Annotated in this window: 14 protein-coding genes; 3 read left to right on the top strand and 11 right to left on the bottom strand. The window is 59.2% G+C overall.

The genetic code is table 11. The features are described from left to right. Positions 1-6: 6 nt before the first annotated feature. Entirely contained in the window at positions 7-312 is a 306-nt protein-coding gene (locus tag ACYZT9_RS03620) for a chaperone modulator CbpM (RefSeq protein WP_462008606.1), read from the top strand. A gap of 138 nt (positions 313-450) precedes the next feature. Here the strand turns inward: ACYZT9_RS03620 and ACYZT9_RS03625 are convergent, their stop codons facing one another. Continuing rightward, entirely contained in the window at positions 451-1584 is a 1134-nt protein-coding gene (locus tag ACYZT9_RS03625) for an ATP-binding protein (protein ID WP_462008607.1), read from the bottom strand. 245 nt (positions 1585-1829) lie between these two features. Here ACYZT9_RS03625 and ACYZT9_RS03630 point away from each other — a divergent pair, with 245 nt between their 5' ends. Beyond that, a complete protein-coding gene (locus ACYZT9_RS03630; protein WP_462008608.1) occupies positions 1830-7094 on the top strand; it encodes a dermonecrotic toxin domain-containing protein in 5265 nt (1754 codons plus the stop codon). 153 nt (positions 7095-7247) lie between these two features. Continuing rightward, positions 7248-12440: an NEL-type E3 ubiquitin ligase domain-containing protein gene (locus tag ACYZT9_RS03635; RefSeq protein WP_462008609.1), complete on the top strand. Its 5193-nt coding sequence runs from the start codon at positions 7248-7250 to the stop codon at positions 12438-12440. A 51-nt stretch (positions 12441-12491) separates the two neighbouring features. Here ACYZT9_RS03635 and ureC read toward each other — a convergent pair whose 3' ends face one another. The 10 genes from ureC to urtB form a co-directional block, all read right to left on the bottom strand. Further along, a complete protein-coding gene (ureC, locus tag ACYZT9_RS03640) occupies positions 12492-14192 on the bottom strand; it encodes an urease subunit alpha (RefSeq protein WP_462008610.1) in 1701 nt (566 codons plus the stop codon). A 164-nt stretch (positions 14193-14356) separates the two neighbouring features. Then, complete coding sequence (locus tag ACYZT9_RS03645) at positions 14357-14665, bottom strand: urease subunit beta (RefSeq protein WP_462008611.1); 309 nt, start codon at positions 14663-14665, stop codon at positions 14357-14359. Further along, complete coding sequence (locus ACYZT9_RS03650; protein ID WP_462008612.1) at positions 14665-15198, bottom strand: GNAT family N-acetyltransferase; 534 nt, start codon at positions 15196-15198, stop codon at positions 14665-14667. Before ACYZT9_RS03650 ends, ACYZT9_RS03645 begins: the two co-directional genes overlap by 1 nt. Positions 15199-15204: 6 nt before the next feature. After that, positions 15205-15738, bottom strand: coding sequence for a GNAT family N-acetyltransferase (locus tag ACYZT9_RS03655; RefSeq protein WP_462008613.1), 534 nt, complete (start codon positions 15736-15738; stop codon positions 15205-15207). A 9-nt stretch (positions 15739-15747) separates the two neighbouring features. Beyond that, complete coding sequence (ureA, locus tag ACYZT9_RS03660; protein ID WP_033055605.1) at positions 15748-16050, bottom strand: urease subunit gamma; 303 nt, start codon at positions 16048-16050, stop codon at positions 15748-15750. Positions 16051-16144: 94 nt separating this feature from the next. Beyond that, the gene (locus tag ACYZT9_RS03665; protein ID WP_462008614.1) at positions 16145-16984 is read right to left on the bottom strand and encodes an urease accessory protein UreD; all 840 of its coding nucleotides are present in this window, start codon (positions 16982-16984) and stop codon (positions 16145-16147) included. Positions 16985-17014: 30 nt separating this feature from the next. Continuing rightward, positions 17015-17713, bottom strand: a complete 699-nt coding sequence (gene urtE / locus ACYZT9_RS03670) for an urea ABC transporter ATP-binding subunit UrtE (RefSeq protein ID WP_462008615.1) — start codon at positions 17711-17713, stop codon at positions 17015-17017. 131 nt (positions 17714-17844) lie between these two features. Then, positions 17845-18714 carry an urea ABC transporter ATP-binding protein UrtD gene (urtD, locus tag ACYZT9_RS03675; RefSeq protein WP_462008616.1) on the bottom strand — a complete coding sequence of 290 codons (870 nt, stop codon included), beginning with the start codon at positions 18712-18714 and terminating at the stop codon, positions 17845-17847. Beyond that, positions 18711-19790 carry an urea ABC transporter permease subunit UrtC gene (urtC, locus tag ACYZT9_RS03680; RefSeq protein ID WP_462008617.1) on the bottom strand — a complete coding sequence of 360 codons (1080 nt, stop codon included), beginning with the start codon at positions 19788-19790 and terminating at the stop codon, positions 18711-18713. The genes urtD and urtC overlap by 4 nt, the downstream gene beginning before the upstream one ends. After that, positions 19790-21292: an urea ABC transporter permease subunit UrtB gene (urtB, locus tag ACYZT9_RS03685; RefSeq protein WP_462008618.1), complete on the bottom strand. Its 1503-nt coding sequence runs from the start codon at positions 21290-21292 to the stop codon at positions 19790-19792. The genes urtC and urtB overlap by 1 nt, the downstream gene beginning before the upstream one ends. Positions 21293-21403: the final 111 nt, after the last annotated feature.

Consider the following 21403-nt stretch of genomic DNA (forward strand, 5'->3'; position numbering starts at 1 on the left):
CCCATCATGAGCAACCCCCTGATCGTTCAACTGGACATGGCAGAATTCTGTGAGGCGACCGACTTGTCGGACGTCTACGTGATCGAAATCGTCGAACTCGGCATCCTCGAACCTCAGGGCACACAGCCCGACGATTGGCGTTTCAACGATTACGAACTGGCTTTGGCCAAGCGTGCCGCCAAGCTGCGGCACGACCTGGAGCTGGAGTGGGAAGGCGTCGCCCTGGCGCTGGACCTGCTCGAAGAGGTCCAGCAACTACGGGCAGAGAATCGGATGCTCAAGCAGCGGCTGGGGCGGTTGGTGGTGGAGTAGTCGTTCTGATGTTTTTGTGCCGTCTGCCGGTGCGCTTTCGCGAGCAAGCCCGCTCCCACAATGGACCGGCCTGCTCCAGATGGAATACGGTCAAATGTGGGAGCGGGCTTGCTCGCGATTGAACGATAACGCGGCCTATCAGGTTCGCACTTTCCTGGGCAACACCACTGTAAACAGCGTCCCGTCAGTCTCATTCGAGCTGACCTCGATCGTCCCGCCGTGGGCATCGACCACTTCCTTGACGATAAACAATCCCAGCCCAAGGCTGGTAGATGGCTGGCCGAGTTCTTCGTCGGCACTGCGTACCAGCGGGTCGAAGATTGTGAGGATTGTGTCCTCTGGAATCGGGTTGCCAAAGTTATGCACCGCGACGCGAACCGCATCGGGCTCGCCCGTGAGCGTCACCGTCACGTCTCGTTTGTTCGAACCATGCTGCAATGCGTTGCCGATCAGGTTTCGCAGCAGTTGATCAAGCCGCCCCGCATCCCAGACGCCACGGGTATCACCCTGCACCTCCACCGTGGGATCGCATTCAGGGTTGCCCGCGCAAGCTTCGGCGATCGCGGCATGAGCCGCATCGGCCAGGTCCATGGGCGCCGGTTCGATCGGCAGGCTCTTGCCCAGGCGGCTGCGTACCAGCTCCAGCAAGTCGCTGACCATTACCGACATGTGCCGCGCACCGCGCTTGATGTTGATCGCGCACTTCAGCGCGTCGCCTTCGAGGGTGGTTTTGCGCATGAGCATTTCAGTCGACATGCTCACGGCTTGCAACGGCGCGCGCAGATCATGGCCGAGAATGGCCAGAAAGATGTCCCGCGAGCGATTGACCTGCTCGGCGTAGGCCTCCGTGGATTCGGCGAGCGCTTCGTCGATGGCTTCGTTGAAACGAATCATGTCCTGAAAGTAGGCAAGGGTCGGAGATTCCAGGCTGGCGACCCACAGACGAATTACACACGCCCGCAGATGGCGGAACTCGCTGGTCATCTGCACCAGATCGAAGCCCACGGTATGCCGCAGCTCGCCGTGGCTGGCACCCGCCTCATCCAGACTCGGGGTTTTTTCCGGACCTTCACCCTTGGCCTTTGCGAGCTGTTCGGCGGCGGTTTGCGCAGTGGTCATGTCCCGCGCTGCGGCCAGCAGTATTTCCTTGGCGTGATCACGCAAGGCTGCCCGATCCATATTCTCGGCCGCCGGGGTGATCGTTCTGGCGAACTGCTCCCATTCATCGACGATTCGGTCTACGTGTTGCCTGATGAATTCGGGTAGGCGCATGGCCGGATTCCTGGGGACTTTGAGGCGGGACGTTTCGCATAGTAGCGTCTTTGCGGTGGAAAAAAACCTCTTGGCGCGCGGCGGCATGCCGAGCATTTATCGGGGTGGTAAATATGTGTGTTTTCCGTCCTGTTTTTCGAACGATACGCGTACTCATTTCAGTTTAATGGGCAACAAATCGAGCTTTTTTTTTGTCTCTGCGTGATTAGTCTATGGGCTTCACTATTCATTTAAAGGTTTAAACCATGTCTGAATTGCAAGGAAGCAATCCGACGAACACTCACTCTGCAATCAGGGTTGCCGAAAGTGTTCACACGCAACGAATGACCGAGGTCATTCCTGCCGCCGTAAAAAAAGCATCACCGGCCTTGCTGGAATCAATGTTGCCGCTAAAGGCAACGATGCCGGATTGGTATATGAACGCGCGGGAAATGGATCGGCAATATCTGAAAGATCTGATTAACGAACGCTGGCGCTTGCAAGGCGAACTGGATGAACTTCTGGGGGATCTTCAGAGCGATATCGAGGCCTTCGGAAAACCTTTGCTAAATACAGTGTTGCAATCGAGTTTCAATACTGACGAAGATCCCGAAACACTGTCGCTGCATCTTTACATTCCGGACAAGATTATTTTCGGCATCGATAAAGGTGCCACCCGTATACGTCGCAGTTCGTTACTTGCCGCGGCGCTGCACAATTTTGAAGAAGCGGAAACTCAAGAAGGTGCATTCAGAATCGAGTCGGGCGTTTTCCGCGACGACTCTCAAGGTAATCCAAATCAACTCAAAATAATGACTTCGGCAAGATTCGCCACGCTGTGCCGCAGGCTGGACATTGGTGGTCAATACCAAACCCATATCAAAGCCAGACTGTTGCCAACGGACTCCGAGGCGAAACTCAGGCTTCAGAAGCGCTCTGTAGCCAGTGAAAAAGCAGCCTTCAGGTCATCGGCTTTCATTGCCCGTCTGAACGGTGATGTCAGCGCATATGCCTACGACCGGCTACGCGAAGTGATCGAACAAAAAGCCAAGGTCAGCTTCCACGGCTTGCCGCTGCGCAGTCATCGGTTGTCGCTGATGGGCTTTCGCCTGAAGTCTATCGTGCTGTTCAGCGCCGTGGGCGAGGCATCGGTGTTGAAGAAGGCTGTCGATGCCCTGACGCCCGATACCGTGAAATTCTGGCTGGACTGGTCGCGGCGTGTACCGTTTTTATCGGGCAACGAGTATGAGAAGTTCAAGCTGGTCCAGGCCTTTTTCGCCAACGGCCCGACCGGTGTCGCGGACGAAATGCTGCGCAACGATGCCATTTATCAACAGAGCCGGTTGACCGGCCCTTTGATCGCCTATGTCCCGGATGACCCCGACCATCCGCTGAAAGAATATGCCTCGCTGGCCGAGTTCATGAAGGCGTTGATCAGCCAGTTGCGTGATCCGGATTACCAGGCATTTTTCAGCCGGTTTGTGGCGCAGAAGGACAAAGGCCACTTTTTCACCCGGGTCAATGAGCGCCTCAAGACCATGACCTGGAAACAGCGAGAGCCCCTGGACATGGGGCCCTGGTGGCGCGAAACCGCGATCGAGAATCCCGACGCAGAACCCATCACCAATCTGATCGCCGATGACCTGTGGAACACGCTGTTCCAGGAGCGACGGAACAAGGTCATCAGCGATGCGCGCTTCATTGCCGTACCGACCGGCGACGAAGACGCGACCAGCCGCTGGAAGCGCTTGACCAGCTATCTGGACATCGGCTGGAACGTGTTCAGCTTCGGCGCGATGTTGGTGCCCGGGTTGAACGAGGCCGTGCTGGGCATCATGGTTGCGCAGATGTTGGCGGAGGTGGCGGAAGGGGTCGAGGACTGGAGCAAAGGGGATACAGAGGAGGCCGCCGCCAGTATTAACGGCGTATTGATCAACTTTGCGCAGTTGGCGCTGATGGGTGCGACGCACGTGATACCGAAAGTGCCCGTCTCTGTTTCGCCCTTCGTCGAAAATCTCAAGGTCGTGCGCGTCAATGGCAAAGAGCGTCTGTGGAATCCGGACCTGTCGCCTTACGAACACACGGTGACATTGCCGCCAGCCTCTTCTCCCAACGAGCTGGGCCTTTACCCGCATGAGGGCAAGGAGGTGCTGCGCCTCGATGACAAGCATTACGTGGTGGCGCAGGATCCGGAGACCGGATTGCACCGCCTCCAGCACCCGCAGCGGCCTGACGCATACCAGCCGCCGGTGAAGCATAACGGCGCGGGCAGCTGGAAGACTGAATTTGAACGCCCGTTGGAATGGGACAAAAATCGCGTGTTAAGGCGAGCGGGTGGTGTAACGGATGCGCTGTCCGATGAATCCCTGGAGCAGGTTCTGACCGTCAGTGGCATCAAGGAAGACGCATTGCGCAGGATGCATGTCGAGCACGAACCGCCTCAAGCCATGCTGGTGGACTCCCTTGAGCGCTTTAAGCTTTACGCCGAGGCCGGTGAGCTGGCCAATCAAATACTGGCCGGACGGATTCCCGAAGCGCTGGAAAATTCGGTCGCCGCCTTCATGATCGATCTGCCGCGTTGGCCTGAATCCCGGGGCATCGCGCTGTTCGACGGGCCAAATCTAAATGGGGCTTCCTACGATTTCGGTAACGTCGCGGTTACGCCTGAACGACAGATCAAATTGACCCGTGCCGAACTGCGCGCCGGGCAGTTGCCGCAACGGGTGATTGAACACTTCAGTGAACCGGACATTCATGAATTGCTGGGCCGGGATATTTCCAGCGACAAGCAAGTCCGCATAAACGAACTGCGAAAACGCCTTGCCGGACAGGCCGAAAAAAATCGCCGCAGCACATTCGAAACCCTCTACAAAAAACATGACGTGGCCGACGATTCCTGGGTGCGGTTACTGCGTAAGGATTCTCCTCAATTGCCAGTGGTGGTCGCCGAGGAACTGTTGCGCGATGCCAGCCCCGAGGAGCTGCAACATCTGCTGGCGAAACGCAGTGTCCCTCTGAGCCTGCGCGAACGGGCGCGAACAGCACAAGCTCGGGTGCGATCGAGCCGCGCTTTTGAAGGGCTTTATCTGGAGGCCTTGGAAAACGCTGATACGCGCCGATTGGAACTGGCCTCGCTGTCCGCGCTGCCCGGCTGGTCGGCTGAGGTGCGCATCGAGATTCGTGCTTATTCATTCACCGGTGAATTGCAAGCCAGCGTTGGTGCCGAAGAGGCGCCGATACGCAAAGTCTTGTTTTTCGATGAAAAAGGTCTCTATCACGCCCGTGACGAGCAAGGGTTGCATCTGCACGGTGGCGACGACTTTTATGCGTCCGTATTACGTGCGTTACCCGACCGCGAGCGCAAAGCCTTGGGGTTCGAGATCCATCAGGGCGACAAGCTCAAACTGACTCTTCAGCGCGCACCGCTGAGCCACGAATATTTTGCCCCGACGCTGGAAGCGCACCCGGTGCGCAAACCGGCCTACGATCCACGCAACATGCGCCTTCGTGGCGGCATGCCAGGATATCGGTTGCAAACGAAAGTCAACTCGATCCGCAAACGCCTTGGCTGGCTGTATCCGGGATTCTCCGAAGCGGAAGTGGGGGAGTTGATGAGCAGTTTTGGCGCCGCGGCGCCTGAGCGTTTGAAGGCATTGGAGAATGAGTTCGACCAGTTGGTGCTGTCTCTGGATCGATGGGCGAAGTCGCCGTTGATTACCTCGAACATTCGCACGGCGGTGGCGGAAAGTGGAGCCAGGCAGGAGCTCAGTGCGATCATCAAGCGATGCTGGCAACGGGCCGGCCCGAGGGGCATCGAAGTGCCAGGTATTGCCCATCCGCAGGCGCTCATTCTGGATGGGCAAGCTATGGGCCGGTACCTTGAGAGCATGCCGCAGCTGACCGCCAATTTCGACCATGTCACTTTCTTGAGCATGCGGCAGGCGAATATGCTTTCGAGCCAAGCGCACTTCCTCGAGCCCTTCCGTCAACTGCGCTCGATGGACCTCACGGGGAACTTGCTGAACCGATTGCCACCGGCCATTGGTGAAGCGCATTACCTTGAAAATCTGGGGTTAAGCGACAACCGGATCGAACTGACCCATCAAGCGGTGGCTCATTTGAAAAGCTTGGTCCGTCTGCAGGTCCTGGGGTTGAGGGGTAATCCGTTGAAACTGCTGCCCGACATCAGCCGGATGCCGGATCTGCATATGCTGAATCTTCAAAACACAGGCATAGATAGCTGGCCAACAGGCCTGTTTTCCCAGGCTCGTCCGCGCAATATTTACCTGGATCTTCGGAGCAATCCGATCAGCCGGATACCCGAGGTTGCACCGGGTTCGTTTCGGGCCGAGTTACTGGCGCGCACCTTGCTGAGTCGAGACCCCGAATGGATGTCGGCGGAAAACCTGGACACGCTCAGAATGTATACCGAATCGGTCGGCCTGGACCCCGAGCGGCCCTATCCGCCCCGAGGAACCCTGGACAGCGCCGAATGGGGCGAGGGAATGCCCAAGGACTGGCAAACCCGGCAAACGATCTGGGATGCGGTCGAGGATGAACACAACTCCGAGCATTTTTTCAACGAACTCAGACGGCTCACGCAATCAGCCGATTTCAAGGCCGGTGGCCCGTATCGGCAAGAACTGACCGCCAAGGTCTGGCGCATGCTGGAGGCCATGGAAGCCAACAGCGAATTATGCACGACCATTTTTGCCGAGGCCGTGGCGCGAACCCAGTGTGTGGATGGGGCTACGCAGCTGTTTAATGTTCTGGGCATGAAAGTGCTGGTGGAAGAAGCGTATGAACTGGCGAGCCCGGGATTGATCGAAGCAGAGTTGGTCGAACTGGCCAAGGGCAAGTCGCGGCTCGACGAACTTGAACGGATTGCCGAGCGCCATATCGCCGAGCGCGTTGCGCAAGGTGAGGAAATTCGTCGCGTAGAGGTCGACGGTGACGTGAGGGGAACCATTGATATCGTGGAGGTTCACCTGGCGTACACGACAGAGCTGGCAAAGCCGGAATCGCTCAATGGTCTCGACTTGCCCTGGCAGTCACGCACCATGCAATTTCGCACTATCGCGGGAGTCAGCCTGCAGGATATTGAAAATGCCCGGCTCAGGGTTCTGGAGTTGGAGGAAGGGGATCTGCTGCGCGATTCGATTGCCGAACAACCCTTCTGGAAATCCTACGTGCAGGGGGCCAACCGGGCGCGCTTCCGGCAGATTGACCGGCGAATGAATGCGCTTTACGAGTTCAAGGTGGCGCTGGATGAACGAGCGGACGGTGCGGCCCTCTCAGCTGAGGCAAAGGACCGTTTGAAAACGCAAATCAGAGTGCTGGCTTTCGAGCTGGAAATTCCCGAGAGCGATTTTGCTCCAGGCAAGGTCATGACCGATGACGAGTTCGCAGAGCAATACAATGCGCTAAGGACCGAGGAGGGCAACCTGCTCAAGGAGTTGACGCAACAAGCCATGGATCGGGCGAAGGTGCAAAGGGTCGACATCCCTTTTGCCGTTGAATCGACCCACTGACCAAACTGTGAAAAAAGCGATGGATTAGGGGCCATCGTTTTTTTCTGGGCGCAGGTAACGCGCTTCTTATCGAAAAGGCGGTACATATTTAAGCTTTTTTTCCGTTGTCGTTCATTAGGCTGATGACTTTCACTCAGTCATGGATGACCGGTTATGACCCACTCACAAACACAACCTTCCACCTCCCCCGGCACGGTCAATAGCGACCTTCGCGGCGTACATTACGACTTCCTGAAAGACCGCCTGCCCAGCTGGTTTACCGATTCCGACGCTAAGCGACAGAGGGAACTCGCAGAGCACCCACTGGAAATTCCCGCCTGGTACCGCAAAGCCACGTCTGAGCAAAAAAAGGCGCTGGCAGAGACCCACAAGCGCTATCGCGAGACCTTGAATCGGATCGACACCACGCTCGGCAGTATCAAGGATGTTCTGGCGTTTGCCGAGCAACCGCTCAAGGACGCGATCAAGGCGAAGTTCAATCTCGAACTGGACGTTAAAAATGTCTATTTCGCCCGTAAATTCGCCCCTAAAGGCCGGGATGATCTATTGGGTGCCTTTGTTTTCGATCAGCAAAAAGACCCACGCCTGACCTACGAATATCGGGGCACCTCGCTGCTTGAGGCTGCCCTGGCCAACTTCGAACCCGACGAAGAAAAGCCTCTAGCCTGCGACGATTGCCACATCATTACCGACTGGAATCGCTACGACGGCGAGGTCATTCCGAGCTTCGAAACGCTCAAGGCCGACGCCAGGCCCATCCCCACCCATGAATTTGCCAGGCTTTGTCGCACGCTGGATCTGGGGGCTCTTTATCAGAAACACATCAAGGAGGTCGTACAGCCAGAAGACGCCAGCGAGCGCGAGGTGCTGGAAAAACAGCTGGAAGAGCATCAGCGGCAAAAGCTCGCGGTGTGTATCGAACTCGCGCGGCACTCATTCGAATTGAAGCCGGGCAGCAGCCAGATCAAATCGGGCATCAGTGCCGACGTCTACCAGATGCTCAAGCAAGTGCTTGTCAGCGACAAAGCACCAAAACTGGATGATAAGCCGGTGACGTTCGCGGCATTGAGAGTGTTCGGCATCGAGCTGACGGGCCCCCTGCTTATTGGGCCGGAGCGCCAGAGCTCCGATAGGGTCGAGCGTCTGGTGGTCTATTTGCCCGATGATCCGGAGCAACCGCTGAAAGAATATGCGTCCAGCGCCGAGTTCATGGTGGAGTTGCGGGCCCGTTTGCACAAAAGCGATTACCGGCGTTTTTTCAGCCAGTTTGTTCCCATGCGGCAACAGGGCATTTTTTTCGCCAAGCTTAATCAGGCGTACAAGCCTTCCGATGTCGGCCCCCAGGCGGATTATCCACTGAAGCCAAAACCGGCCAAGCTGCCGATGGATGAAGCACCGATCAAGGGCGATCCGTGGCAGCAACTGCGCCAGAGGACGATCTACAAGATTTTCAACGACGCGAGAGCGGTCGTTGTGCCTACCGGCGATGAGGACCGCAAGGCTCGTGTTGCCCGGCTTGAAAGCTATCTGGATGCCGTGAACAGCGTGTTCAACCTCGCCGCCTTTGTCGTGCCGGGGCTGGGTTGGATCATGCTGGCGGTGGGGGCTACGCAAATGTTCGACGAGGCGTTCGAGGGCATCGAAGCGGCTGAAGAGCGCGAATGGAAGGAAATGTGGGCGCATTTTTCCAGCGTTGCGTTGAATGTGGCGTTCCTCGCCACCGGGGCGAAGGTGGTGCCCCGGATCAACGCCTCGCCGACGGTCGACCATTTAAAACCCGTGACCCTGCCCAACGGCAAGCAAAAACTCTGGAAGCCGGATATCTCGCCGTACAAGGCCGGCGTCACATTACCGCCCGAGGCCACCCCCGACGCGCTGGGCCTGTACGCGCACAATGGACAGACGGTCCTGCCTCTGGAGGGTGACTACTATGTGGTCGAGCCGGATGTGGCGGGTGAGCAGTATCGTATTCAGCATCCGACCCGCCCCGAGGCGTATACCCCTGAGCTTGTGAGTAACGGCGAAGGGGCATGGCACCATGAACTGGAGCACCCGCTCACCTGGAAAGGCGCGAAGCTGATGCGAAGACTCGGGCACCTGGTCGACGGCTTAAGCGATGCCGAGCTGGAGCAGGTCTGGCGGGTCAGTGGGGTCGATGCCGGTGTACTGCGCCGTTTGCATGTCGAGGGTGAAAAAGTCCCTGCGATCTTGCTCGAAACGCTCAAGAAGTTCAGGGCCTACAGCGATGCGAAACGGGTCGCCCGAGGTATCCGTTCGGGCGCGCTCTCGAGCGCGCTGTGCAGCTATGCCGCTTCGCTGGCGGTGGAATTGCCGGGGTGGCCGGCAGGCAGGGCGATTGAGGCATTTACAGGTGACCGCTTGAGCGGACCTTCGACCAAGTACGGTAACGCGAATGCCTTGCCGCAAGACACCCTCCCGATCACCCGTTCGGACTTGATGAACGGACGCTTGCCCCAGCAGATCATCGAGTCCTCGAGCGAGGCGGAGGTCAAGTCACTCCTGCCCCAGTACACCCCCAGTACCGCGCAAGAACGTATTCGCGCCCTGCAAAAAAAGCTCGCGGAGCAGGCAGACAGCGCCAGGGCGAGATTGACGCGCAGCCTCTATGCCGAAAAACAACCGTCAGCCAACGCGGCGGTCGCTGTCGTCCAGCGGGATTTCACGGGCTTGTCCACGGCGATGGTTGAGGAGCTGCTGGCCGATGCAACGCCCGCCGAGCTCGAAACCCTGACCACCGCCAAACGTGTTCCATTGCGCCTGGCGGAAGGCGCACGGCGATTACAGCAACACATGCGCCTGACCCATGCTTATGAAGGGCTGTACCTCGAAGCGCTGGTCGACAGCGACACCGAAATCCTCGTGCTTAATTCTTTAAAAGCCTTGCCGGGATGGACGGACGATATCCGTTTGGAAGTCCGCGTTGGTCATATCGAGGGTGAACTGCGCGCCAGTGTCGGGCCGGACGATGCCATGGAGCGCAAGGTGTTGCTGTGGAAGGATGATGGGCGGTACGAGGCGCGAAATGAGCGCGATGAACATTTGCACGGCGCCGATGACCTCTATTCGTCGATCCAGCACGCCTTGCCCGACCGACAGCGCCAGGCCATCGGGTTGCCCCATGTGGGGCAGGGCTCGCAGCTGAGGGCGAAGATCATTGAACATCAGTTGCCTCGCGATCAGCTCCGTCCATTGCTGAAGATGCGACCGCGCCAACACCCTTTCTTCAAACCGCCTGTGCGGCTGCCCGGTGATCGCATCGGCTACCCGTTGAGCGATCACCCCGACGTCCGTCAGTGGGAGCGAACGATCGAGGAGCGGCTTCGTGCGCTGTATCCCGCCATGCCACCGGAGGAGGTCAATTCGTTTATCGAGGGTATGGACGAGGCGCGGGAGAGGAGCTTGAGGAACCGGGAACTCGAGTACGAGTCATTCAAAAGCACGTTGACCAACTGGTACCTGGCGCAAGCGCAAGGCGTGTCGGAAGAAGAGCGTTCGACCGTTGCCTTTCGTCAACGTCGGGAGGCTCGGGTGGAGATCATGAGAGCCCTCAAACAGGCCTGGCAACGCACGGGAGAGGTGGACATTGACAATACCGGCTACCCGCAGGGCCAGCGCATTGATTTGTCCGACGTTGCCCTTCATGGACAACTCGATGAGCTGCCGCCGCTGACGGCGAATTTCGACCACGTCACTTATCTGGATTTATCGGGTACTGGCCTTGAAGGTAACGTGAACGGGTTTCTGCGCCATTTCAAACGTCTGCGCACGTTGAATCTCGGTAATAACAACCTGGTTGGGCTCCCGGAAAATCTGGGGAAGATGACCCAACTGTCCTCACTGGATCTGGCCGACAACCTGATTGAACTTGACGCAACCGCTGTTGCACAGTTGCGCCGACTCAAGCGCCTGCGATTCCTGGAGCTTGAGGGCAACCCGCTGGGGTTACCTCCGGACATCGGACAGATGCCGGATTTGCAGTTCCTGTTACTGGCCGAGACCGGCATTAATACCTGGCCCGTGGGGTTATTCGATCAGGTGCGGCCACGCACGTTCTATCTGGATATGAAGTCCAATTCTCTTGAAATCATTCCAGACGTTGAGCCTGGATCGGTGCAGGCGGAGCTCGTCGCGCGCACGCTCATCAGTCACGAACCTGCCAATATTTCCGCGCAAAATCTGCAACGGATCAGAGACTATGGCCACTCGGTAGGCTTTGAACCAAATCGCCCGGTGCACGCCCGCGGTGCCGCCGACAGTGTACTTTGGGCAGAGGGACTGACCGAGGAGCAATGGACAGGTAAGCAGGATCTGTGGGCCGATCTTGAAAACGAACACGGATCGGAGCCGTTTTTCAATGAACTCAGGAAGCTCGCGGAGTCCGCGGATGCGGTAGCGCCAGACAAAGCGGCCAAGGTCGAGTTGTGCCGTAAGGTCTGGTCAATGATCGAAGCCACTGCCGGTAACACCGCCTTGCGGGAAAAGCTGTTTCGCATGGCGGCTGCCCCTACGACCTGCGTGGATGCCGGCGCGCAATTGTTCAATGCCATGGGCCTGGAAGTCTTGATTGTTCAGGCGTATGAACTGGGCGCACACGACCTGATCGAGCCGGAGTTGCTGACGCTGGCACGGGGCAAGTCGCGACTGGACGAGTTGGGCCGGATCGCCCGCGAACGGATCGGCGAGCTGGTTGAGGAGGGGCATCAGTTTTCCGAATTCGATGAGGATGGGCATTTAATCCCCCATCTTGATGCGCAAGGGCAACCGGTCACGGACATCGACGAGGTAGAGATTCATATGATCTACCCCACAGCGTTGGCGAAGCGGCTGGAGTTGCCTTGGCAATCCCGGGAAATGATGTTCAGCGCTCCCGATGTATCGACCGCGATGCTGGAAACTGCCTATGTTCGGGTGCTGGAGAAGGAGCAAGGTCCTATGTTGCAGGAGCGGCTGATCGAACAGCCATTCTGGGTTGACTACCTCAAGCGAAACTATCCGGAGCCTTTCAGGGCCTTGCACGCAAAGGGCGAGCCTCTGCTGGACCTGCAGGCCGCGCAACAAGCCTGGCTCGACAGCACTTCATCGGTGCAGAAAATTCACTGGCGCTCGGAAATTATCCGATTGGCGAAAGTGGTGGGAAAACCGGAAACGGAGGTCAAACCTGGCACGGTGATGAGCGATGCGCAGTATTACGCCGAGATGGAAAACATCGCGGCGCAAGAAAAAGCACTGATCGGCAAACTGACCGGCGAAGCAATGAAGCGTGCCAGACTGCCGCGTGATGAAGCTGCGATTCAGCGTCAGGCAAATACCACCCCTCGAACCTGATCGAAACCCAGGCCTCCACCGCTGTGCGCGGCGGTGGAGGCTGGCATGTCCTCAGAACAGAAAGTAACGCTGCGCCATCGGCAACGTTTCTGCCGGTTCGCACCACAACAACATACCGTCAGCCTTGACCTGATACGTCTGCGGATCGACGTCGATGTTCGGCAGGTAATCGTTGTGGATCAAGTCGGTTTTCTGCACCTCGCGGCAACCTTTGACCACGGCGATTTTTTTCTTCAGCCCCAACTTTTCGGGCAATCCTTCGGTCTGCGCCGCCTGGCTGATAAACGTCAGGCTGGTGGCGTGCAGCGAGCCGCCGTAACTGGCGAACATCGGACGGTAATGCACCGGTTGCGGTGTCGGGATTGAGGCATTGGCGTCGCCCATCAGGCTGGCTGCGATGGCGCCGCCCTTGAGGATCAGCGTCGGTTTGACGCCGAAAAATGCCGGACGCCAGAGCACCAGATCCGCCCATTTCCCGACTTCGACCGAACCGACTTCGTGGCTGATGCCATGGGTAATCGCCGGGTTGATCGTGTACTTGGCGATGTAGCGTTTGGCGCGGAAGTTATCGTTGCCGGCGCCATCACCGGGCAACGGTCCGCGCTGTCTTTTCATCTTGTCGGCGGTCTGCCAGGTGCGCGTGATCACTTCACCGACCCGGCCCATGGCCTGGCTGTCGGAGCTGATCATCGAGAACGCGCCGAGGTCGTGGAGGATGTCTTCGGCGGCGATCGTCTCGCGGCGGATGCGGCTTTCGGCGAAGGCCACGTCTTCGGCAATGCTCGGGTCAAGGTGGTGGCAGACCATCAGCATGTCGAGGTGTTCGTCGATGGTGTTGCGGGTGAAGGGCCGGGTCGGGTTGGTGGAACTCGGCAGCACGTTGGCAAAGCCGCAGGCCTTGATGATGTCCGGCGCATGACCGCCGCCCGCGCCTTCGGTGTGATAGGTGTGGATGGTGCGGCCCTTGAACGCGGCGAGGGTGGTTTCGACGAAGCCGGACTCGTTGAGGGTGTCGGTGTGGATGGCGACCTGCACGTCAAACCGGTCAGCGACGCTCAGGCAATTGTCGATGCTCGCAGGGGTGGTGCCCCAGTCCTCGTGCAACTTCAGACCGATGGCGCCGGCCTTGACCTGTTCGATCAACGGCTCCGGCAGGCTGGCGTTGCCCTTGCCAGTCAGGCCGATGTTCATTGGGAACGCGTCCGCCGCTTGAAGCATCCGCGCCAGATGCCACGGTCCTGAAGTGCAGGTGGTGGCGTTGGTGCCGGTGGCCGGCCCGGTGCCGCCGCCGATCATGGTGGTGACGCCGCTCATCAGGGCTTCTTCGATCTGCTGCGGGCAAATGAAATGGATGTGCGTGTCGATGCCGCCGGCGGTGAGGATCATGCCTTCGCCCGCAATCACTTCGGTGCTGGCGCCGATGGCGATGGTCACGTTCGGTTGCACGTCCGGGTTGCCCGCCTTGCCGATACCGGCGACGCGCCCATCCTTGAGGCCAACGTCGGCCTTGACGATGCCCCAGTGGTCGATGATCAGCGCGTTGGTGATCACCGTGTCGACCACTTCCGCAGCCAGTAACTGGCTCTGGCCCTGGCCGTCACGAATGACTTTGCCACCGCCGAATTTCACTTCTTCGCCGTAGGTGGTGAAGTCTTTTTCCACCTCGATCCACAGCTCGGTGTCGGCCAGGCGGACCTTGTCGCCGACGGTAGGGCCGAACATGTCGGCGTAGGCCTGACGGGAGATCTTCATCGCAATTCCTTGCACAAATTTATTGTGGCGAGGGGATTTATCCCCGTTCGGGTGCGAAGCACCCGCCATCCAGCCAATGAGTTATTGCAAATAAAACCGAGGTGGCAGGTTTACGACCGCTACGCGGCCGAACGGGGATAAATCCCCTCGCCACAGGGGTGGTGTCAGTCGAGATCGCCCATGATCCTGCCGGCAAACCCGAACACCCGACGATGCCCGGCCAAATCCACCAGCTCGACCTCGCGGCTCTGCCCCGGTTCGAAGCGCACGGCGGTGCCGGCGGGGATGTTCAGGCGCATGCCGCGGCTGGCGGTGCGGTCGAAGGTGAGGGCGTCGTTGGTTTCGAAAAAGTGGTAGTGCGATCCGACCTGAATCGGCCGGTCGCCGCTGTTGGCCACTTTCAGGCTGACGGTGCGGCGGCCGACGTTGAGTTCGATGTCGCCGGGCTGTATCTGAAATTCACCGGGAATCATCAATGAGCTCCCTGGAGAATCTTGTAGTAGAGGGCGGTCGGTTTGTACCGGCCGCTCGGGTCGCAGGCGTAGTCGGGGATTTCACCGGCGCGGGTGTAACCCAGCGCCTTGTAGAAATCCTCGGCTGGGGAGCCGGCTTCGGTGTCGAGGTAAAGCATGCCGCGCTTGTGCTGGAGCGCGGCTTGTTCCAGAGCGTTCATCAACTGCTGACCCAGCCCTCGGCGGCGCGCGTGTTCACGCACCAGCAGTTTCTGCACTTCGGCGCGGTTCAGCCCATTGGCTTTCTGGCACAGGGTCAGTTGCACGCTGGCCTGCACCTGTTCGTCCTTGACCACCACCCACAGCAGCACGTTGCCCTTGTTCAGGTTGTCCTGGACTTCATCGAAATGGGCGCGTGCCTGAGTCGCATCCAGGTCAGCCATGAAGCCGACGCTGGCGCCATAGCCGACGGCGTCGAGCAGCAGATCAATCAAACCCTGACGATAGTGCGCAAAGCTTTCAACATTGACGCGGCGCAATTGGGCTGCATTCATCGGGCGTTACTCCTTGCTGGCGGGCGGCGGTTCGACGCCAGGATTGAGGGTCAGTTGCATAAAGGTCAGGTCCAGCCAGCGGCCGAACTTGGTGCCCACCTGAGGCATTTGCCCGGTGGTCACGAAACCGGCCCGTTCATGCAGGCGGATGGAAGCTGCATTGCCGCTTTCGATGGCAGCAACCATCACATGCTTGTCGCAGCCTTTGGCGCGCTCGATGAGTTCGTCCATCAATTGCGGCCCCAGACCATTGCCGCGCTGGTCGCTGCGCACGTAGACCGAATGCTCCACGGTATGACGGAAACCATCGAATGGTCGCCAGTCACCAAATGAAGCGTAGCCGAGTACGCTGTTATCACCGTCGACGATCACCAGGATCGGATAGCCCTGGACCTGTCGGGTGCTAAACCAGGCCTGGCGGTTGCCCAGGTCCACGGCCTGTTCGTTCCAGATCGCCGTGGTGTTGAGCACGGCGTCGTTGTAGATGTCGCGGATCGCCGGCAGGTCAGCAGGCACCGCATCGCGAATGTGATAAGTCATGGCGTGGCCTCAGGCGATCGGTTGGTGGACGGTGACCAGTTTGGTGCCGTCGGGAAACGTGGCTTCGACCTGGATCTCCGGAATCATCTCCGGGATGCCTTCCATCACTTGTTCGCGGCTGAGCAGGGTGGTGCCGAAGTGCATCAGCTCGGCCACAGTCCGACCGTCCCGCGCACCTTCAAGCAGCGCCGCGGAGATGTAGGCCATGGCTTCCGGGTAATTGAGTTTCACGCCGCGCGCCAAACGCCGTTCGGCCACGAGGCCGGCGGTGAAGATCAGCAGCTTGTCTTTTTCGCGTGGGGTCAGGTCCATCGTAGAAATCCATCTGGGCAGATTAAAAATTCGAATCTTGCGAACGCATTCCCTGTGGGAGCGAGCAAACCCGCTCCCACATGTAAATCGCGTTTCAGGTGCTCCATATTCTCGGTGGGACGGCTTCCCGGCCTAATAACGCTGGCCTGAGCAACCGCCACAACTCAATCAGCCAGCCCCGCGCCAACAGCGCTTCAGTGGCCAGGCAACGGGCGACGAGCAATCCCGGCAACTGCGTCAGATCCCCGCGTACCTCATTGCTCAACGAGCGGCATTTTTCCAGCAAATCACTATCAATCTGTCCGGTCACCAACAACGTCGCAAACACCGGTTGCCCGTCCAGCCCGATCGGCGAATCGAGCAACCCGTCATTCCCGACAATGCGCTGGCGTTCGTGCCAGAGCAACTGGCCGTCGCGGCGGATATCCAGCTGCGCCTGAAAATGCCCGAGGTCAAAACGCTCGCCACTGGCCGGGCGACCGAGTGCTACGACATCCCAGTAGAACAGCCGCGCATCGCCTTCCAGATCAATGGAGGTGCTGAGCTCGGCCTGGGCGGCGCTGAAGATAATCGTCTCTTGCGGCAGCCACTCCAGTGTCCCGCCGGCGGCCACGTGCAGCTCAAGTTTCTGATACGCCGGACCTGCGGCGCGATACCACTTGGCAGCGCCGGGGCTGGTAATTTGCGCCCATGCCTCGCGACCAACACTGGCCGAGATATCCAGCCGATCACCGCCCGCAATACCGCCGGGCGGGTGCACGATGATGTGCTGGCAGACCTCGGGGCCTTCGGCGTACAAATGCTTTTGCACCCGCAACGGACCTTTGTGTCGCCGTTGAACCGGGCGCGTGCTGTCACCAAATCGGGCATAACCCAGTTCCAGCTCGGCGTGCCAGCTGGGAGTAAACAGCGCAGTTGAAAGTGGTAAATTCATATCTTCTAATTATCGTCAGGACGCTACAGATTAGATTGTAACCAGACCGCGTACACCCTCGGCTTCCATGTTTTCTCCGCGACCCTGCTGCACGATCTCGCCGCGTGACATCACCAGGTATTGATCGGCCAGTTCGGCGGCAAAATCATAGAACTGCTCCACCAGCAAAATCGCCATGTCACCGCGCGCCGCGAGTTTTTTGATCACCGCGCCGATCTCCTTGATCACCGACGGCTGGATGCCTTCCGTGGGTTCGTCGAGAATCAGCAACCGTGGACGACTCGCCAGGGCGCGGCCAATTGCCAACTGCTGTTGCTGACCACCGGACAGGTCACCGCCACGGCGTTGCTTCATTTGCAGTAACACCGGAAACAGCTCGTAGATGAACGCCGGGACTTCCTTTGCTTCACTGCCGGGAAATCGCGACAGGCCCATCAGCAGATTTTCTTCCACGGTCAGCCGCCCGAAGATCTCGCGACCCTGAGGTACGTAAGCGATCCCGGCATGCACCCGCTGGTGTGGCTTGAACGTGGTGATCGGCTTGCCTTCCCAGTTCACCGCGCCTTCTTTGGCCGGCAGCAAACCCATCAGGCATTTGAGCAGGGTGGTTTTGCCCACGCCATTGCGCCCGAGCAAGCAGGTGACTTCACCGACCTTCACGTCAAACGTCAGGCCCCGCAGGATGTGGCTACCGCCGTAGTACTGGTGCAGCTTGTCGACGTGCAGCATTCTAAAATTCCCCTCAAATCCACTGTAGGAGCGAGCTTGCTCGCGAAGAGCCTGAGATCGACGCGTTCGTTCAGGCAGCCCGCGTCATCGTTAACTTCCATCGCGAGCAAGCTCGCTCCTACAAAGAGCAATCATCGTCCCAGATAAACCTCAATCACCCGCTCGTTATCCTGCACCTGCTCCAGCGACCCTTCGGCCAGCACGCTGCCCTGATGCAACACGGTGACGTGGTCGGCGATGGAGCCGACAAAACCCATGTCGTGCTCCACCACCATCAGCGAATGCTTGCCCGCCAGGCTTTTGAACAGCTCGGCGGTGAATTCGGTTTCGGCGTCGGTCATGCCCGCCACCGGTTCGTCGAGCAGTAGCAGTTGCGGGTCTTGCATCAGCAACATGCCGATCTCCAGAAACTGCTTCTGACCGTGGGAAAGCAAGCCTGCCGGGCGATTGACCGAGGTGGTCAGGCGGATGGTCTCCAGCACTTCGCTGATGCGATCTTTCTGTTCGCCCGTCAGACGAGCCCGCAGGCTGGCCCACACCGACTTGTCGGTTTTCTGCGCCAGTTCCAGGTTTTCGAAAACGCTCAGCGCTTCGAACACCGTTGGCTTCTGGAACTTGCGTCCGATGCCAGCCTGAGCGATCTGCACTTCGCTCATCTGTGTCAGATCAAGGGTTTCACCGAACCAGGCCATGCCGTGACTCGGGCGCGTCTTGCCGGTGATCACGTCCATCAGCGTGGTCTTGCCCGCGCCGTTGGGGCCGATGATGCAGCGCAATTCGCCGACGCCGATGTACAGATTCAGATCGTTCAGCGCCTTGAAGCCATCGAAGCTGACGCTGATGTCTTCCAGGGTCAGGATGGTGCCGTGGCGAGTGTTCAGGCCGGGGCCGACCCGTTGGCCGAGGCCAATGGCGTCGCGGCTGCTGCCGGCGTCCTTGTTGGGCTGCGGTGGATAGAAGGCCGGCTCGAGCATGAATTCAGCCGTGGCAGTCACTCTCATTGGTCACCCCTTTTCTTCAGCAGGCCGATCACGCCTTTGGGCAGGTACAAGGTCACGACGATGAACAACGCGCCAAGGAAGAACAGCCAGTATTCCGGGAACGCCACGGTGAACCAGCTCTTCATGCCGTTGACCACACCGGCGCCGAGCAGCGGCCCGATCAGCGTGCCGCGACCACCCAGCGCTACCCAGACCGCGGCTTCGATGGAGTTGGTCGGCGACATTTCGCTCGGGTTGATGATCCCGACTTGCGGCACATACAGCGCGCCAGCGAGACCGCACAACACCGCGCTCAAGACCCAGACAAACAGCTTGAAACCCCGAGGGTCGTAGCCGCAGAACATCAGCCGGTTTTCCGCATCGCGCAGCGCTGTCAGCACACGGCCGAATTTGCTTTGCGCCAGGCGCCAGCCGATGAACAGACTCGTTAGCAGCAACAGCACCGTGGCGAAAAACAGCACTGCACGTGTCCCCGGCTCAGTGATGCCAAATCCGAGAATGGTGCGGAAGTTGGTGAAGCCGTTATTGCCGCCAAACCCGGTTTCGTTGCGAAAGAACAGGAGCATCCCGGCGAAAGTCAGGGCCTGGGTCATGATCGAGAAATACACGCCTTTGATTCGCGAACGAAAGGCGAAAAACCCGAATACCAGCGCCAGCAATCCAGGCGCCAATACCACCAGACACATCGACCAAAGAAAGCTGCTGGTACCGGTCCAGTACCACGGCAACTCGGTCCACGACAGGAAGGTCATGAACGCCGGCAAGCCGTCACCCGAGGCCTGGCGCATCAGGTACATGCCCATCGCATAACCGCCGAGGGCGAAGAACAGGCCGTGTCCCAGAGACAACAGGCCGGCGTAACCCCAAACCAGATCCAGCGCGAGGGCGACGATGGCATAGCAAAGAATCTTGCCCACCAGGGTCAGCGTGTAAGCCGAGACGTGAAACGCGCTGTCCGGAGATAACAACGACAACAGCGGCAACGCCAGCAGCAGAACGAGGATCACCGCGCCGACAGCAAGGGTGATTGTCGGTCCGGCCTTTTGCGTGGCCTTGAGCATCAGGGGCTGGTTCATCAGTCGATCACCCGTCCTTTCAGTGCGAAGAGACCTTGCGGACGTTTCTGGATGAACAGAATGATCAGCGCGAGGATCAGGATCTTGCCGAGCACCGCACCGATCTGCGGCTCGAGAATCTTGTTGGCGATGCCCAGACCGAACGCGGCGAACACGCTACCGGCCAACTGACCGACACCACCGAGCACCACCACCAGGAAGGAGTCGATGATGTAGCTCTGACCGAGGTCCGGGCCGACGTTGCCAATTTGGCTGAGCGCCACGCCGCCGAGACCGGCAATGCCCGAGCCGAGGCCGAACGCGAGCATGTCGACACGGCCGGTCGGCACGCCGCAGCAGGCCGCCATGTTGCGATTCTGAGTGACGGCACGCACGTTCAGGCCCAGGCGCGTTTTGTTCAGCAGAAGCCAGGTCAGCACCACCACAAACAGAGCGAACGCGATGATGACGATGCGGTTGTAGGGCAGCACCAGATTCGGCAGCACCTGAATCCCGCCCGATAGCCACGCGGGGTTGGCCACTTCAACGTTCTGCGCACCGAACACCAGGCGCACCAGCTGAATCAACATCAGGCTGATGCCCCACGTTGCGAGCAGGGTTTCCAGCGGGCGGCCGTAGAGGTGGCGAATCACCGTGCGCTCCAGTGCCATGCCGATCGCGGCGGTGACAAAAAACGCCACGGGTAATGCGATCAGCGGATAGAACTCGATGGCCTGTGGCGCGAAGCGCTGGACCATCAACTGCACCACATACGTCGAGTAGGCACCGAGCATCAGCATCTCGCCGTGGGCCATGTTGATCACGCCGAGCAGGCCGAAAGTGATCGCAAGTCCCAATGCTGCGAGTAGCAAAATCGAGCCCAGCGACATGCCGCTGAAGGCCTGACCGAGCATCTCGCCAATCAACAGCTTGCGTTTGACTTGAGCGAGGCTGGTTTCGGCGGCGGTGCGCACGGCGGCGTCGGCTTCGACACCCGGTTGCAACAGGCTTTCGAGGCGTGTGCGCGCCAGTGGATCGCCGGTTTCACCGAGCAGACGCACAGCGGCGAGGCGCACGGCCGGGTCGGTGTCCACCAGTTGCAGATTGGCCAGCGCCAGGCTCAACGCCCCATGAACGCTTTCGTCTTGTTCACCCGCCAACTGCTGGTCGAGGAATTTCAGCTGTGCCGGTTTGGCGCTTTTCTGCAGTTGCTGCGCGGCGGCCAGACGGAGGTTGGCGTCGGTGGCGAGCAATTGGTGGCTGGCCAGCGCGGTGTCAATCAGACCCCGCAGGCGGTTGTTCAGGCGCAGGGTTTTGGGTTGGCCATCGACGGTCAACTCGCCTTGTTGCAGGGCGTTGATCAGTTCGATGCGGGCTGGGTCGGGCTGCGCGGCCCAGGATTCGAGAAGCTTGGCTTGCTGTACGGGATTGGCGGCGACGAAGTCTTCGGCGTCGCCGGCGTGCGCGGCTATCGGCAGCACTAGCAGGCACACGAGAATCCAACGGTAAAGGGCAGTGGACATAGAGAGTCGCCTTGCACGGACTAATGTGGGAGCGGGCTTGCTCGCGAAAGCGGTGTGTCAGCCACATTGATTGTTGATGTGCCGCCGTCTTCGCGAGCAAGCCCGCTCCCA

The sequence above is a fragment of the Pseudomonas sp. ZT5P21 genome, from assembly GCF_054897785.1.